Origin of the sequence: Mycolicibacterium setense (assembly GCF_000805385.1) — a bacterium.
In the GTDB taxonomy this organism is placed as follows: Bacteria; Actinomycetota; Actinomycetes; order Mycobacteriales; family Mycobacteriaceae; genus Mycobacterium; species Mycobacterium setense.
In genome coordinates, this window is record NZ_JTJW01000005.1 from 104,652 (window position 1) to 120,116 (window position 15,465).

The following is a 15,465-nucleotide window of genomic DNA, read 5'->3' on the forward strand; positions in this document are numbered from 1 at the left end:
TTTCCAGTCTGACAATTCGGGCGTATGTGGGTATATGCAGTTCTAAAGTGGGAACTACTTTGTAGCAAATATTCGGCTCGCAAAGGAGAATCGGGAAACTCAGCGCATGCTCGCGAAGGCCGCAGGTCGATTCGCCGATGTCGTCGTCACCGCGATCGCATCGACCACTTCCCTTGCGTCCGATGCCGAGGAGACGTGGGCGCTGTTGTTGGAGGGCCGCAGCGGTATCCGGCCCTTGGACAAGCCGTTTGTCGAGGAGTTCAACTTTCCGGTCCGGATCGCCGGGCAGCTCACCGAGAACTTCGATGACATCCTGACTCGTGTTGAGCGGCGCAGGCTTTCGTATATGGGCCAGATGTCCACGGTGCTGGGGCGGCGGCTCTGGGAGAGCGCCGGTTCCCCCGAGATCGACACCCGGCGCCTGCTGGTGTCGATCGGGCTGGCCTTGGGCACCACCGAGGAAATGATCCTGCAGTACGACACCTGGAAGGAAAAAGGGCTGCGCGCCGTGGCGCCGACGTCGATTCAGAAGTACATGCCGAATGCGCCTGCCGTGGCGGTCGGGCTGCAGCGGCAGGCGAAGGCCGGGGTGATGTCTCCGGTGATGGCCGACGCGTCGGGTGCGGCGGCCATCGCGCAGGCCTGGCGGCAAATCATCCTCGGTGATGCCGATGTCGCGATCTGCGGCGGTGTCGAGACCTGCATCGAGGCCGTGCCCATCGCCGCATTCGCCCAGGGCGGCATGATGGCGACGGACAACGACGATCCGGCGGCCGCGTGCCGACCGTTCGACAAGCATCGCGACGGCATGGTGTTCGGCGAGGCCGGTGCCCTGATGCTGATCGAAACGGAGCAGCACGCCAAGGCGCGCGGCGCCCCCATCCTGGCCCGGCTGATGGGCTGCGGCATGACCAGCGACTGCTACGACGCGGTCCGGCCCGATCCGACGGGGGAGCGCGCCGGGGATGCCATCACCCGGGCCATCGAGCTGGCCGGTCTCACCGCGGCGGATATCGACCACGTCAACGCCCATGCCACCGGAACCAGCTGCGGGGATGCGGCCGAGGCCAGGGCTCTCCACAGGGCGCTGGGCCGCGCGGTCCCCGCGGTGTACGCGCCGAAGGCGGCGCTGGGGCACTCTCTGGGTTCGGCGGGCGCGGTGGATGCGGTGTTGACCGTGCAGGCCCTGCGCGACGGGATCATCCCGGCCACGCTCAACCTGAAGAACCCCGATCCCGAGATCGACCTCGACGTGGTGGTCGATCAGCCCCGCCTGGGCAATTACCACTACGCGATCAGCGACTCGTTCGGGTTCGGCGGGCACAACGTCGCGTTGACGTTCGGTGCGTACTAGGGCTGTTTGGTGAAGGTGAACTGCGCGACTTCGGAGATGCCGCGGCGGAAGAAGTCGGCGCAGCCGGTGATGTAGTGCATGTAGCGGTCGTAGACCTCTTCGGACGTGGTGGCGATCGCCTCGTCGCGGTGGGCGACCAGGTTGGCCGCCCAGGTGTCCAGCGTCCGCACGTAGTGGGTGTTCATCAGCTGCAGGTCGTCGGTGGAAAAGCCGGCGTCGGAGGAGAATTCGAGCATGTCCTGATCCGAGGGCAGCTGACCGCCGGGAAAGATCTCCTTGCCGATGAACCGGGTGAACTTCATGTCGGACAAGGTGATCGGGATGTTGTGCTCACGCCAGTACTTGATCGGGTGGGTGAAGATCGTCTCGATCACCATGCGACCGTCGGGTGGCAGTACGCGGTGCACGGTGTCGAAAAAGGCGGCGTAGCGTGACTTTCCGAAGGCTTCGAACGCCTCGATGCTGACGATGCGGTCCACCGGCTGGTCGAACTGCTCCCAGCCCTGCAGGCACACCTGGTGCGAGCGGCGGGTGTCGGCCTGGTCCAAAAGGCTTTGGCAGTAGGCGTACTGGTTTCGGCTCAGCGTCAGACCGACGACGTTGACGTCGTACTTCTCCAGCCCGCGTTTCATCAGTGCGCCCCAACCGCACCCGATGTCCAGCAGCGTCATTCCCGGTTGCAGGCCCAGTTTGTCCAGAGCCAGGTCGATCTTGGCCATCTGGGCTTCTTCCAGCGTCATGTCGTCGCGCGCGTAGAACGCGCAACTGTAGGTGCGGGATGGGTCCTGGAAGAGCCCGAAGAAGTCGTCGGACAGGTCGTAGTGGGCTTGAACGTCTTCGAAGTACGGGCGCATCTGCGCCGTCCCCGCCATCCCGTCGGCCATGCGCAGTAACCTCCCCGGTAGTTACATCTTTTCGCAGGTGAATTGGCACACGTCGGTGTAGCCGACGAGGAACAGATCCGCGCAGCCGGTCAAGTACTTCAGGTAGCGCTCGTAGACCTCTTCGGACGTGATGGCGATCGCCTCGTCCTTCTTGGCCTGCAGGTTTGCCGCCCAGGTGTCCAGGGTGCGGGCGTAGTGGGGCCGCAGGCGTTGTTTGCGGGTGACGTGGAAGCCGGCCTCGGTCGCGCGGTCCTCGACCATCGCGATCAACGGGATGCGGCCGCCCGGGTAGATCTCGGTGACGATGAACCGGAAGAAGCGCATCAGCGACATCGTGGTGGGCAGACCCATCTCGGCCACTTCTTCTTTGCTGGTCGAGACGATCGTGTGCAGCAGCATCACGCCGTCGTCGGGCATCAGCTCATAGGTCTTCTTGAAGTAGTCGGCGTACTTCTCGAAGCCGAAATGCTCGAAGGCGCCGATCGACACGATCCGGTCCACCGGCTCGTCGAAATCCTCCCAGGGCTGCAGCCGCACTTCTTTGCTGCGCGGGCTGTCGGACTCGGCGAAGCGTTGTTCGATGTGGGCCAGTTGATTGTGCGACAGGGTCAGACCGATGACGTTGACGTCGTACTTGTCGACCGCGCGCATGATGGTCGACCCCCAGCCGCAGCCGATGTCGAGCAGCGTCATGCCCGGTTGCAGGCCGAGTTTGCCCAGTGCCAGATCGACTTTCGCCATCTGGGCCTGCTCCAGCGTCATGTCGTCGCGCTCGAAGTAGGCGCAGCTGTAGGTCTGGGTGGGGTCCTGCCAGAGCCGGAAGAACTCATTGGACAGGTCGTAATGGGATCGGACTTCGTCTGCCGTCGATCCGTGGCGCTCGCCGGGCGGCGCGCCGATAAACGTTTTTGTGGCTTTTTCCTGCTGCTTGGTATCTGTCACTATCCGCCCCGCACAGCTATCGGATTCGGCAAATGACGCGGCGCACCGCTTTCTTCATGCGCCGTATTCGGACGTTACTCCTCTACGTTGCGCTCGGGTACCCCTTGCGAAAGCAGATTTCGGCAGTATCAAAATCCGGACGGTGCTTACCTTTTCAAAAGGCTGATCAATCCTCGGCGTCGGATCGCCCGATGAGGTTGCGGGCGCCGGTGGGGCCGAGCAGTTCCCGGAACGCCTGCACGGTGTAGCCGACCACGGTCGCATCGGATTTCGCGCGCGCGGTCGCCGAGCGAGGCAGGCTGAACAGCGGCCCCATCTCCCCGAAGTAGTCGCCCGGTCCGGCTGTCTTGATGACTTCCTCACCACCGCTGGCCAATTCGCGGGCGAGCTCGATCTCACCGTCGGTGATGATGTAGATCAGGTCACCCATCTCGCCCTGGGCGAACAGCACCTCGCCGGCTTCGATGGTCACGGTTTCGGGGCCTTGATGCTCGACGGCGACGTGCGGCACGAGCTCCACCACCTGATCGGCGAGCGGCAGGATGCGGGTGTCGTGCGTGGCGACGACGACCACGCGCTCGTCGCTGGCGAGCTCGCGGATGAGCCTGAGCACCTCCTCGACCTGGATGAAGTCCAGGTGTGCGGTGGGTTCGTCGGCCAGGATCAGGGGCGGGTCGAGCGCGATCGCGCGGGCCACCGCGACGCGTTGTTGTTGTCCGCCGCTGAGATTGCCTGGGCGGTGGTGCAATCGGTGCTCCAGCCCGACGCGGGTGAGCAGTTCCATGGCGCGCTCGCGGGCGCCGTAGCGGCTCATGCCTGCAGCGCGCAGCGGCACCATCACGTTTTCCATGGCGGTCAGGCTGGGCACCAGGTTGAACGCCTGGAACACGATCCCGACGGTGTCGCGCCGGTAGTCCGACAGCGCCTTCTTGTTCAGGGTGGTCACGTCGACGTCGCCGAACTCGATGCGGCCCGCGGTCGGTTTGAGGATCCCGCCCAGGCACGAGAGCAGCGTGGTCTTCCCACAACCGCTGGGCCCCAGCAGGATTGCGAGCGATCCGGCGGAGACTTCGAGGTCGAGGCCGTCGATCGGACGCACCGCGTATCCACCGCTGGAGTACTCGACGACGAGGTCTTTGACGAGAAGGTCGGCCATGTCACGGTCCTCGGAATGCCAGGGCGGGGTCGATGGTGACGGCGCGGCGCAACCCGGCGACGCTGGCCAACAGGCCGATCACGACGGCGACGATCGGTAGCGCGACGAACGCCAGGGTGGGGACGTCGCAGCGCATGGGGAACGGCGGGCCGAGCACGAGTGAGAGTCCTGCGCCCAATAGAGCCGCCAGCAATGCGACGGCGACTGCCTGCATCGCCAACCCGCCCATGATGGACCGGGTAGCCACGCCGACTGCTTTGAAAACCGCGAAGTCACGGGTGCGTTCCAGGGCGGACAGGTAGATCACCGATCCGACGATCAGCGCGGCGACCGCCCACAGCAGGCCTGCCATCAGGCTCATCGCCTGGTTGGCGCCACGCAGCGGGCGCACCATGTCGTCGATGGCGCCGGCCCGGTCGACGATGCGGAATTCTGGTGGCGGCGGCCCGGGCTTGCCGACGATGCCGACCGACGAGATCAGCTTCTGTCCGGAGAACAGCAGTTGTTGCGCGCCGGGGACCGTCAGGTAGATGTTGTCCTGGGCGGCCAGCGCGGTGAGGTCGTCGACCAGGCCGACGACACGCAGCTTGGAGGCGCCGACGTCGATGTCGGCGCCGACCGGGCGGCCCATCGTCGTGGACACCGCTACCTCATCGGGGGTGTGGGGCGCGCGGCCCTCCTTCACCGCCGGGGTGCCCGGCCCCTGCTCCGGCACTCCGAAAACATTGACGTTCCGCGGAGTGCCGCCGGCTGGGATGGTTGACGAGCCGTACACGAGTGGAACGGCGGTGGTGACGCCGGGAAGGCGGGCCGCTCGTTGTACGTCGGTGATCGGCAACGGCGCCGACCCGAGGAACGGCCCGGCCGCGCCCTCTTTGATCATGAATGCGTCGAGGCCCAGGGCGTCGACACTGCGTTCGGCCTCGACCCGGAAGCCATTCGCCAGGCCTGTCAGCACCAGCGTCATGGCAAAAACCAACGCGGTGCCGACGGCGGCGATCATGAATCGCCGCCCGCGCCACTGCAGATCGCGTAACGCCGCGATCAACACGTCGGTGCCCCGCCCATCACTTTCGACGTTACCGAGATGGGTGTGGCAGTTGGCGCTTATTGGGGCATTTGGTGTCTAGGCAATGGCCCTCATCCTTCACCCAGGCCCTATCCGTCACGGATTTCTGAGGGATGTCCGACGTGCCCGCCTGAGAGCGACTTTTCAGCGACAATCGCCACACCCACAACACCTATCGTGCCAGCCCCATGGCTCGGCGGAATTTTTGCCCGTCCAGCACCGCTGGCCTCATCAGTCTCACCAGTCCAGTGCCCGGCTGTCAGCGACACTGTCGCTCATAGCCGGACAGCTCGAAATCTGATGCATACGAGACTGATGATGTCGACGTGACGCATGTATTGATGGTCGGAGTGGCCAACGATGCGCACGGTACTTCTGAGGCGTTTGTCGCTGAAAAGTCGCTCGCAGCCGGGCACGTCAGCACTTGCTTCCGACCCGCGACACGCCGACACCGGCTCGCCGAGGCCTTCCAGCGCGCAGGCCGGCCAGAGAGCGATAGCCGGGACTACACGGCTCGGTTCACGTCTCGGCTGGCGACCCAGCCCCCGCCCCGGAACGCTCAGCGCTTTACGGGGTGCAGTACAGAGTCGGTGGTATGTGCCGGAGTTTCTTTGGCGCGCTTGACCGCGCGTTTCTCCTTCAGTGACTTCCCGGATTTCTTGGCCATGTGCTGTCGCGGCGACTTGTCGGCCATGGACGGCCCCTTGGGTAGAGGGGGCCTGTGTTGGTCCCGGTTCCTCGACCGTACGCGCCGATCCTCTGACCTGCAATGATGTGCGCCTACAGCATTGGCAGGCACTGATCTGCGGCGTTCACTAAAGTCGTCCATCAACAGCCTGATCTGACGGGCGGATAGGTGGGCAGCGAGTGAAGCGGGATATGGGCGCTCAGCTCGACATAGAGATCGTCGCGCCGACAACATTGGAGTTCCAGATCGCAGTGGCCCCGCATCCGAAGGCTCAGGTGCACGAGTCGCTGTCGTTCGTGCTGGATGGAAAGCCATTGCAGGCCAAGGAGATCCAGGGCGCGCACGGCAGTCGCATCCACAAGTTCGATGCGGCGGTGGGCAATCTCAGGGTCGATTACGTCGCCTCGATCGTCGGCCGGAATGACCCCGCGCCGGTGACCGACTACGACCTCTCGGTGTACCTACGGCCGAGCCGCTATGCGGAAGCGGACAAGTTTTTCGGTTTTGCCGCAACGGAATTCGGAAGCTACGCGGATTCAGCGACGTTGCTGGAGAAGGTGTCGCTGTGGGTGGCCAACCGGCTGAACTATGTCCCGGGCTCCAGCGATCCGATCGACGGAGCGGTCGATACCCTGCTGGCCGGTGCCGGGGTGTGTCGCGACTATGCGCACCTGGTGGTGGCGCTGCTGCGGGCGGTGAATGTACCCGCGCGCATGGTGTCGGTGTATGCGCCCGGTCTGCAGCCGATGGATTTTCATGCGGTCGCCGAGGCATTCGTCGACGGGCATTGGCGGGTGGTCGACGGCACGTTGTTGGCGCCACGGCAGAGCCTGGTCCGGATCGCCACCGGCCGCGACGCCGCTGACACCGCATTTCTCGACAACCACAACGGATCCATCGTTCTGAACTCCATGATGGTGACCGCCGTCGTGGATGGCGACCTGCCGCGGGATTCGGTCGACCAGTTGGTCTCGATCGGCTGAGGTGGCGGAAGCCGCCTCCAAACGCCGCGCTATAGGCCCTGGCCTAGGGCTTTGAGATGTAACAGGTGGCGTAACACGCGCTGTATCGCCACCACCTGACATCGGTGGCACAGTGTGGTCATGACCCGCCGCCCGCACATCCCGCCGAAGGACTTTCCACGTCCTGCGCCCAGGGAGTACGCCGGCACCCGGGCGGACGCGGCACGGTGGGCACGCGATGTTCTGCGCGGCCAAATCCTCGACGGCGTGTACGGCGGGCTGGCGGCGGCGCGGCCGATGCTGCCACCGGAGAACGAGCTCGCCGCCGAGTTCGGGGTCAGTCGCAACGCCATCCGTGAGGCGTTGGAGCTGCTGCGCGGCGAAGGATTGATCAGCAGGGTGCAGGGGGCGGGCACGTTCGTCACCGGCGCCAAGCTCAGTCAGCGCATCGACCGCCTGGAAGGTCTGGCCGAGTCTTTGGCCGGTCATCAACTGCCGGTGGAGAATTCGGTGTTGTCGGTGCGGGAATCGGTGGCTTCGCCATTCGTGGCGGCCAAGCTTCAGCTGCCCGAGAATGCGCCGATCCTGTTCATCGAGCGGTTGCGCTCGGTCAGTGGGGTGCCGCTCTCGCTCGACACCACGTCGCTGCGGATCGGGGCGATTCCCGTCGACGCCAATCTCGACCGGCAGGACGTGTTCGCGCTGATCGAGCGGGAACTCGGGATGCGGCTGGGCTGGGCGGAGTTGACCGTGGAATCTGTTTCCGCTGACGCCAATACCGCCGAACTCCTTCAGATACGTTCCGGTGCACCACTGTTGCTGCTGCACCGGTTGACCTACCTCGAAGACGGCACCCCGTTCGACTTCGAAACGGTGCGCTACCGCGGTGACCGGTGCTCGCTGATCACCACCGCCGCACGCGAACCCGACCGGTCACCTGAGCCGCCACAGTAGCCGGCACTTTCCCTTTCGCTTCACCTGTTTTCACCTGTATCAACAGAGAGGTAGTTCAACCATGCCCAAAAAACCCAACATCGTGTATTTCCACGTCGACAACCTGGGGATGGGCGAGCTCGGCTGTTACGGCGGCGGCATCCTGCGCGGCGCCGATACTGCCCGGATGGACGCGTTCGCCGCCGAGTCGCTCAAGCTGTCGCACTTCGTCGTCGAACCGCAGTGCACCCCCACCCGCTCGGCCCTGATGACCGGGCGATACCCGATCCGGTCCGGTAACCACACCATCGCGCTGGGCGGAAACGGCGGCGGCATCGTGGCCTGGGAGCGGACCATGGGTGACATTCTGTCCGAAGCCGGCTACGCCACAGCGTGTTTCGGCAAGTGGCACATCGGTGCCGAGGACGGCCGGTGGCCGACCGATCACGGATTCGACGAGTGGTACGGCCCGGCCCGCACCTACGACGAATGCCTGTGGCCCGACGATCCCTGGTACAAGGCCGAACGTGACGGCTACTCCTACATGTACGAGGGCACCAAGGCCGACGGCGTCCGGACCACCGATCAGCAGCTGACGGTCAAGCTCAAGGGCGAGGTCGACGGTGAATACGACCGCCGTGCAAAGTCGTTCATGAAGCGCAGCGTCGAAGAGGACAAGCCCTTCTATCTGTACCACAACCATTCGCTCATGCATTTCCCGATGGAGGTCCGCGAGGAGTTCAAGGGCAAGAGCACCAATGGGGCATGGGGTGACTCGCTGCTGATGCTGGACCACGACTTCGGGAGCATCCTGGACTATCTGACCGAACTGGGCGTCGACGACAACACCATCGTCATCATGGCCGGGGACAACGGCGCCGAGGACCACCTGGCCGGTCGCGGCACCGCGGGATTCTTCGACGGGTCCTACTTCAGCTCCGCTGAGGGCGGCATCCGTACCCCGTGCCTGATCCGCTGGCCGGGCCAGGTCGCTCCGCGCGAGAGCAACGAGATGGTTCACGTCACCGACATGTTCCCGACGCTGCTGCGGTGGGCCGGCTGCGAGATTCCCGACGATCGGATCATCGACGGCATCGATCAGCGGGAATTCTTCGGTGGGGCAGAGGAATCCAATCGTGAGGGCTGCATGGTGTGGCTCAACGAGGAGCTGCATGCGGTGAAGTGGTCGCAGTTCAAGATCAACTTCAAGCGGCAGCAGCACTTCCACGATCCGGAGATCCCACTGGGCTTCGCCCGCATCACCAACCTGTTGGAAGACCCGAAGGAACGCGAGGCGGTCAACCAGACCTGGGTGCGGTGGTGGGTGATGCAGCACGCCTACCGCTTCATTCAGGAGTTCGACGCCAGCGTCGAGACCGAGGCGCTCATCCCGGCCGGCGCACCAATCGATTTCGTCCCCGCTCGCAGTCAGTAACACTCTCGGAGGAGCCCGGCCATGTCCACCACCTATGGTGCCGAATCGATCACGATCCTCGAAGGACTCGACGTCGTCCGTAAACGCCCCGGCATGTACATCGGGTCGACGAGCGAGCGCGGATTGCACCATATGGTCTGGGAAGTCGTCGACAACGGCGTCGACGAGGCCATGGCCGGGCACGCCACCCGCGTGGATATCACGCTGCTTCCCGATGGTGGTGTCGAGGTGAGCGACGACGGCCGCGGTATCCCGGTCGCCATGCACGCGACGGGGATTCCCACCGTCGACGTGGTGATGACCCAACTGCACGCCGGCGGCAAGTTCGACGGGGAGTCCTACCAGGTCTCGGGCGGGCTACACGGCGTCGGCGTATCCGTCGTCAACGCGCTCTCGACTCGCCTCGAGGTGGTCATCCACCGCGACGGGTACGAATGGTCCCAGCAATACGACCATTCGATGCCCGCCACCCTGACCCGCGGCGCCCCATCGCTCCGCACCGGCACCACCGTCCGATTCTGGTCGGACCCAGACATTTTCGAGACCACCGAGTACAACGCCGAGACCATCGCCCGCCGTCTGCAGGAGATGGCGTTTCTCAACAGGGGCCTGCTCCTCACCCTCACCGACCTGCGCAACCCCGACGATGAGACCCGCACCTACCATCACCCCGGCGGCTTGATCGACTACGTCACCCACATCAACCGCGTGAAAGACCCGATCCAGCAGAGCATCATCGCGTTCGACGGCAAGGGCCCCGGGCATGAGGTCGAGGTGGCGATGCAGTGGAATGCCGGCTACTCCGAGTCGGTGCACACCTTCGCCAACACGATCAACACCCATGAGGGCGGCACGCACGAGGAGGGTTTCCGTGCGGCGTTGACGAGCGTGGTGAACAAGTACGCGAAAGACAAGAAGCTGCTAAAGGAGAAAGATCCGAACCTGACCGGCGACGACATCCGCGAGGGCCTGGCTGCGGTGATCTCGGTGAAGGTGGCCGAGCCGCAGTTCGAAGGGCAGACCAAGACCAAACTCGGCAACGCGGCGATCCGGTCGTTCGTGCAGAAGGTCTGTCACGAGCAGCTGATCCACTGGTTCGAGGCGAACCCCGCCGAGGCCAAGGTCATCATCACCAAGGTGGCATCCTCGGCGCAGGCCCGGGTCGCGGCACGGCGGGCCCGCGAGTTGGTGCGGCGCAAGAGTGCCACCGAGATCGGTGGGCTGCCGGGCAAGCTGGCCGACTGCCGCGCCACCGACCCGCGCAGGTCCGAACTGTATGTGGTGGAGGGCGATTCGGCCGGCGGCTCAGCCAAGAGCGGCCGGGACTCGATGTTCCAGGCCATCCTGCCGCTGCGCGGCAAGATCATCAACGTCGAAAAGGCCCGCATCGACCGGGTTTTGAAGAACACCGAAGTCCAGGCCATCATCACCGCGCTGGGCACCGGTATTCACGACGAGTTCGACCTCAGCAAGCTGCGGTATCACAAGATCGTGCTGATGGCCGACGCCGATGTGGACGGCCAGCACATCTCGACCCTGCTGCTGACCCTGCTGTTCCGCTTCATGAAACCGCTCGTCGAGCACGGTCATGTGTTCCTGGCGCAGCCGCCGCTGTACAAGCTCAAGTGGCAACGCGGTCAGCCGGAGTTCGCGTACTCCGATCGGGAGCGCGACACTTTGTTGGCGGCGGGGCTCGAAGCCGGCCGGAAGATCAACAAGGACGACGGCATCCAGCGCTACAAGGGTCTCGGCGAGATGGACGCCAAGGAACTGTGGGAGACCACGATGGACCCGACGGTGCGGGTGCTGCGTCAGGTGACGCTTGATGACGCGGCTGCGGCCGACGAGCTCTTCTCCATCCTCATGGGCGAAGACGTCGAAGCCCGGCGCAGCTTCATCACCCGTAACGCCAAGGACATTCGCTTCCTGGACGTTTGACGGGGTCCGGGCCTGATGTGCCCTTCGGGACACTGTGACGAATGTGTAGCCTTTTGCGCCAGAAACGCGAGATCGCCTCGAGATCCTGCACTTTCGTCACAGGGCCTGCCAACCGTCAGTGCCCGGCGGGCAGCGCCAGGTAGGTCACCACCAGCGCACCCTCGATGATGACGGCGGTCCCGATCACCGGCAGATACCGGCGGCCGGCCGCTGCGCAGTGCCGCGGGTGCGCCAGCAGTTGCCGACGGCGGTGAGCACCCAGCACGTAGACGGCGGCGGCGAGTACCGTTGCCCCAGCGACGACCGCGATGCGCGCCGGGCTGCCGATCAGATGGCCGTCGCGGACCAACACCAACGCCCCGGACGCGGCGATCGCCAGCGCGGTGCGGGTCCACGCCAGGGCAGTCCGCTCGGCCTGCAGTCCGCGGTCTTGCTCCAGCGCCTGGCGCGTCATCGAACGGTCGCCACGATCGCCAAACCCACGGTGACCAAGCCCATCACCGCCAGGCCGCCGGTCAGATATGCGGGCATGGTCGCGCGGGGCAGGCGCTCGTCACGGCGCATCGCGCGATCCACCTGGGCCCACCTGTGCAGTCCCGCGACCGCGGTGAGGATCGCCATGATGCCGACCGCCACCCCCAGTATGTGCCGGAGACCCGGAACTGTCAGCTCGGGCATGAACTGCACCACGGCAACGGCGGCCGCCAGCAGCCCGAGTGAGGTGCGCTGCCAGGCCAGAAACGTCCGCTCATTGGCCAGGGTGAACCGATAGTCGGGTTCGATCGGGGTGTCCACCATGGTCGAGTCCGGAATATCCACGGCTGCAAGCTTTTCCGAAACACGCAAAGGTTGCCAGGACAGTGCCGGTGGCGTAACCTCGGCGTTCTTTGTGTGCGGATGGCGTAACTGCTGCGCAACCTCACATGACAGCGAGGTAACAGAAGGCGTCGACCCTTGTCGGTATGGACGACGTGCAACATCTCCCTCGGAGCCGGTGGCGGGCCCGGTCGGCTGCTCTGCTGGCCGCATTCACGGTCGGCGGCGCGCAGCTGCTCACCGGGTGCGGTCTGCTCACCGAGCCGACCGTCGTCGTCAACGTCGGTTACCAATCCAAGACCATCAACACCGTCAACGCCGGCACCCTGCTGCGCGACCGCGGCGACTTCGAGAACGCGCTGAAGGAACTGGGCGCGACCACCGGCACCAAGTACCGGGTGGTGTGGCAGGACTTCGCCTCCGGTGCCCCGCTGACGGCGCAGATGATCGCCACCCACGTCGACATCGGCTCGATGGGCGACTACCCGTTGCTCACCAACGGATCCAAGACCCGCAAGTATGACGACGCGGCAACCGAACTGATCGCGACCACCGGCTACAACCTGCGCGGCTCGTTGAATCAGGTGGTGGTGCCGTCGGATTCGCCGGCGCAATCCCTTGCCGACCTGACGGGCAAGAAGGTGTCGACCAGCCTCGGGTCGGCCGGCGACGGAATGTTCTCCTCGGCGGTACGCAACGCCGGGATCGACAAGACCGCCGTGCACATCGTCAATCAGGATCCGTCGGTGGGCGCGTCGGCCATCGACGGGGGACAGGTCGACGGCCTGGCGCAGTTCGTGCCGTGGCCGCAGCTGGTGATCTATCGCAATCAGGGGCGGCTGCTGTATGACGGCGGCGACAACAACGTGCCCACGTTTCACGGGGTGGTGGTGCGCAAGCAGTTCGCCGCCGGCCGACCCGAGGTGATGGCGGCATTCCTGCGGGCCATGAAGGCCACCACCGACAGCATCGTCGCTGATCCCCTGCAAGCCGCGAAGCGAGTCGGGGAACTGACCGGCATCGAACCCGAGGTGATCTACCTCTACAACGGGCCCAACGGGTTGGTCAGCTTCGACATGACGCTCAAGGAGCAATTCCTCACCGCATTCGCGACGGTCAAGGACTATCTGGTCGGACGTGGCTCGGTGACAAAGGATTTCGATGTTGCCGGATTCGTCAACGACGGGTACCTGCGGGAGCTGTTCGGTGACGAGTATGCGCAGCGCCGCGCCGGCGTGGCCAATCCGATGACGCTCACCGGCTACGACGACGTATGCGATCTGCCGGTGAACGACGCGGCGCAGGCCTCCGAACTGTGGGCGTCCGGATCGGAGACCACCGATGTCGCCGCGACCCCGACATGCCTGCTGCGCCGGGTGGCCGCGACGCCCGAGGTGCGGGCGGCCTACGTGCCCGACACCTTGACCGGGTTGCGGATCTTCGCCGATCACGCTGTCTGGCTGGAAGATCCGAACGCACCATCCACCCAGCGCTACAAGCCGTTCGCCACCTCCGCAGGTGCCGACACCTACCGGACCAACCATCCGCAGGCTCAGACCGTCGGCTACGCCGCCGCGGTCGGGCAGTCCCGCACCGCCGGCTAGTGCAACACCCCAGCTAGGCCAAAAAGAGAGGAAACTGCATGACCGAGCTCATGACACGGCCCACGATCGTTCCCCCGCGGTTGTGGTCACCGGCCAGCCAGACCGGAAAGTCCCTGCGGCGCAGCCTCGCTGACCTGCTGCCCGCATCCGTCACCCGGCGGGTGCCGGCCCTGGTGCTGCCGCTGATCCCGATCGCGGTGTTCCTGGTGGCCTGGCATCTGCTGACGGCCAACAACGTGGTCGCCTGGCTGCGGTTCAACCGGATGCCGACACCGGAAGCGGTGATGCAGACCTTGCTGTCGCGGGTCAGCTCGGGCAGTTACTACGACGATCTGCTGGCCAGCCTGCAGCGGATCCTGCTGGGCTTCGGTTTGGCGGCAATCGTCGGCATCGGTTTGGGCGTGCTGGTCGGGCGTTCCGAGATCGCCCGAATGGCGTTGCGGCCGTTCATCGAACTGATCCGGCCCATCCCGGCGATCGCGCTGGTGCCGCTGACCATCCTGCTGTTCCCGTCCAGCGAGCAGGGAATCGTGTTCATCACGTTCTTCGCCGCGTTCTTCCCGGTGGTGGTCAGCACCATCCACGCCATGGATTCCATGCCGAGGGTCTGGGAGGAGGCCGCGCAGACCATGGGAGCCGGCCGAATGTCCTTGCTGTTTCACGTCATCATTCCGGGCGCGCTGCCCGGCATCTTCGCCGGCCTGTCGGTGGCGATGGGTGTCGCGTGGATCTGTGTGGTGAGCGCGGAGATGATCTCGGGCCAGTTCGGCATCGGCTACTACACCTGGCAGGCCTACGGATTGCTCGACTACGCCGGCGTCGTCGTCGGCATGATCTCGATCGGAGCGCTCGGGCTGGGGACTGCCTGGCTGGTCGAGCGGGTCGGACGCCGCGTCAACCGCTGGCTGCCGAGGGCCTCCCGATGAGCGCCGGCGCCGTCAACCTCCAGCAGCTGCAACTCGGCTTCAACGGAGTCGTCGCCGCCAACGTCACTCTGGCCATCGAACCTGGCGAAGTCGTCGTGTTCCTCGGCCCGTCCGGATGCGGCAAGTCGACCATCCTGCGGGCCCTGGCCGGGCTGCTCAAACCGATGGGCGGCACCGCGACCGTCGACGGTGCACCCGTCACCGGCAACGTCGCCCAGTGCGCCATGGTGTTCCAGGAGGACGCGCTGTTCCCGTGGCGCTCCGCGCTCAAGAACGTCCAGTTCCCGCTCAAGCTCCGAGGCATGCGCGGTAAGGAACTCAAGGAGACCGCCACCGCCCGGCTGGAGCAGGTCGGCCTCGGCGCCTACTTGGATCACCTGCCCAGCCAGCTGTCCGGCGGCATGCGGCAGCGGGTGCAGCTCGCCCGGACCCTGGCGTGTGAGCCGCGGGTGATGCTGATGGACGAGCCGTTCGGCGCGCTGGATGCGCAGACGCGGCTGGAGATGCAGCAGCTGCTGATGTCGGTGTGGGAGACGCAGAAGATGACGCTGCTGTTCGTCACCCACGACGTCGACGAGGCGCTGCTGCTGGCCGATCGGATCGTCCTGCTGAGCCACCGGCCCGCCACCGTCGCCGACGTCATCACGATCGAGAAGCCCCGCACGTCCGAGGCGCAGTTCGAGGAGTCCTACCAGCGGCGCCGGCGCGCCATCCTGGACTTCCTCGGGCATCGTCCGGCAGCGTAACTGGCTTTCCAC

15 protein-coding genes are annotated in these 15,465 nt (G+C 65.3%); 8 read left to right on the forward strand and 7 right to left on the reverse strand.

Features of this window, described 5'->3' with window-relative positions:
* The first annotated feature begins 106 nt into the window (after positions 1 to 106).
* Entirely contained in the window at positions 107 to 1,354 is a 1,248-nt protein-coding gene (locus QQ25_RS06795; RefSeq protein WP_039377975.1) for a KasA/KasB family beta-ketoacyl-ACP synthase, read from the forward strand.
* Here QQ25_RS06795 and QQ25_RS06800 read toward each other — a convergent pair.
* The 5 genes from QQ25_RS06800 to QQ25_RS31525 all read right to left on the reverse strand — a co-directional run bounded on the left by QQ25_RS06800 (position 1,351) and on the right by QQ25_RS31525 (position 6,099).
* On the reverse strand, positions 1,351 to 2,238 hold the full coding sequence (locus QQ25_RS06800; protein WP_082017445.1) for a cyclopropane mycolic acid synthase family methyltransferase: 888 nt from the start codon (positions 2,236 to 2,238) through the stop codon (positions 1,351 to 1,353). The two genes, QQ25_RS06795 and QQ25_RS06800, sit on opposite strands and share 4 nt — an antisense overlap.
* Positions 2,239 to 2,259: 21 nt before the next feature.
* Positions 2,260 to 3,138, reverse strand: a complete 879-nt coding sequence (locus tag QQ25_RS06805) for a cyclopropane mycolic acid synthase family methyltransferase (protein ID WP_101906334.1) — start codon at positions 3,136 to 3,138, stop codon at positions 2,260 to 2,262.
* 208 nt (positions 3,139 to 3,346) lie between these two features.
* Positions 3,347 to 4,336, reverse strand: coding sequence for an ABC transporter ATP-binding protein (locus QQ25_RS06810; protein WP_039315012.1), 990 nt, complete (start codon positions 4,334 to 4,336; stop codon positions 3,347 to 3,349).
* A 1-nt stretch (position 4,337) separates the two neighbouring features.
* Positions 4,338 to 5,387 carry an ABC transporter permease gene (locus tag QQ25_RS06815; RefSeq protein ID WP_039377981.1) on the reverse strand — a complete coding sequence of 350 codons (1,050 nt, stop codon included), beginning with the start codon at positions 5,385 to 5,387 and terminating at the stop codon, positions 4,338 to 4,340.
* A gap of 577 nt (positions 5,388 to 5,964) precedes the next feature.
* Complete coding sequence (locus QQ25_RS31525; protein ID WP_264020644.1) at positions 5,965 to 6,099, reverse strand: hypothetical protein; 135 nt, start codon at positions 6,097 to 6,099, stop codon at positions 5,965 to 5,967.
* Between the two features lie 185 nt (positions 6,100 to 6,284).
* Between QQ25_RS31525 and QQ25_RS06820 the strand changes: the two genes are divergently transcribed.
* The 4 genes from QQ25_RS06820 (at position 6,285) to gyrB (ending at position 11,361) form a co-directional block, all read left to right on the forward strand.
* Positions 6,285 to 7,076, forward strand: coding sequence for a transglutaminase-like domain-containing protein (locus QQ25_RS06820; RefSeq protein ID WP_039377982.1), 792 nt, complete (start codon positions 6,285 to 6,287; stop codon positions 7,074 to 7,076).
* Positions 7,077 to 7,196: 120 nt separating this feature from the next.
* Complete coding sequence (locus tag QQ25_RS06825) at positions 7,197 to 8,009, forward strand: GntR family transcriptional regulator (protein ID WP_052235689.1); 813 nt, start codon at positions 7,197 to 7,199, stop codon at positions 8,007 to 8,009.
* A 61-nt stretch (positions 8,010 to 8,070) separates the two neighbouring features.
* Positions 8,071 to 9,423: an arylsulfatase gene (locus tag QQ25_RS06830; RefSeq protein WP_039377984.1), complete on the forward strand. Its 1,353-nt coding sequence runs from the start codon at positions 8,071 to 8,073 to the stop codon at positions 9,421 to 9,423.
* A gap of 21 nt (positions 9,424 to 9,444) precedes the next feature.
* Positions 9,445 to 11,361 (forward strand): DNA topoisomerase (ATP-hydrolyzing) subunit B, encoded by a 1,917-nt coding sequence (gyrB, locus tag QQ25_RS06835; RefSeq protein WP_039378002.1) that lies wholly within the window; start codon positions 9,445 to 9,447, stop codon positions 11,359 to 11,361.
* A 115-nt stretch (positions 11,362 to 11,476) separates the two neighbouring features.
* Here the strand turns inward: gyrB and QQ25_RS06840 are convergent, their stop codons facing one another.
* Positions 11,477 to 11,815, reverse strand: coding sequence for a DUF202 domain-containing protein (locus QQ25_RS06840; RefSeq protein ID WP_039378004.1), 339 nt, complete (start codon positions 11,813 to 11,815; stop codon positions 11,477 to 11,479).
* Positions 11,812 to 12,159 carry a YidH family protein gene (locus QQ25_RS06845; protein WP_039378561.1) on the reverse strand — a complete coding sequence of 116 codons (348 nt, stop codon included), beginning with the start codon at positions 12,157 to 12,159 and terminating at the stop codon, positions 11,812 to 11,814. The genes QQ25_RS06840 and QQ25_RS06845 overlap by 4 nt, the downstream gene beginning before the upstream one ends.
* Before the next feature lie 164 nt (positions 12,160 to 12,323).
* Between QQ25_RS06845 and QQ25_RS06850 the strand changes: the two genes are divergently transcribed.
* From QQ25_RS06850 to QQ25_RS06860, 3 genes are read left to right on the forward strand one after another with little or no spacing between them, the layout of a single operon-like run.
* Positions 12,324 to 13,781, forward strand: coding sequence for an ABC transporter substrate-binding protein (locus tag QQ25_RS06850; protein ID WP_039378005.1), 1,458 nt, complete (start codon positions 12,324 to 12,326; stop codon positions 13,779 to 13,781).
* A gap of 38 nt (positions 13,782 to 13,819) precedes the next feature.
* On the forward strand, positions 13,820 to 14,707 hold the full coding sequence (locus tag QQ25_RS06855) for an ABC transporter permease (RefSeq protein WP_039378006.1): 888 nt from the start codon (positions 13,820 to 13,822) through the stop codon (positions 14,705 to 14,707).
* Entirely contained in the window at positions 14,704 to 15,453 is a 750-nt protein-coding gene (locus QQ25_RS06860; protein WP_039378008.1) for an ABC transporter ATP-binding protein, read from the forward strand. Before QQ25_RS06855 ends, QQ25_RS06860 begins: the two co-directional genes overlap by 4 nt.
* Positions 15,454 to 15,465 lie beyond the last annotated feature (12 nt).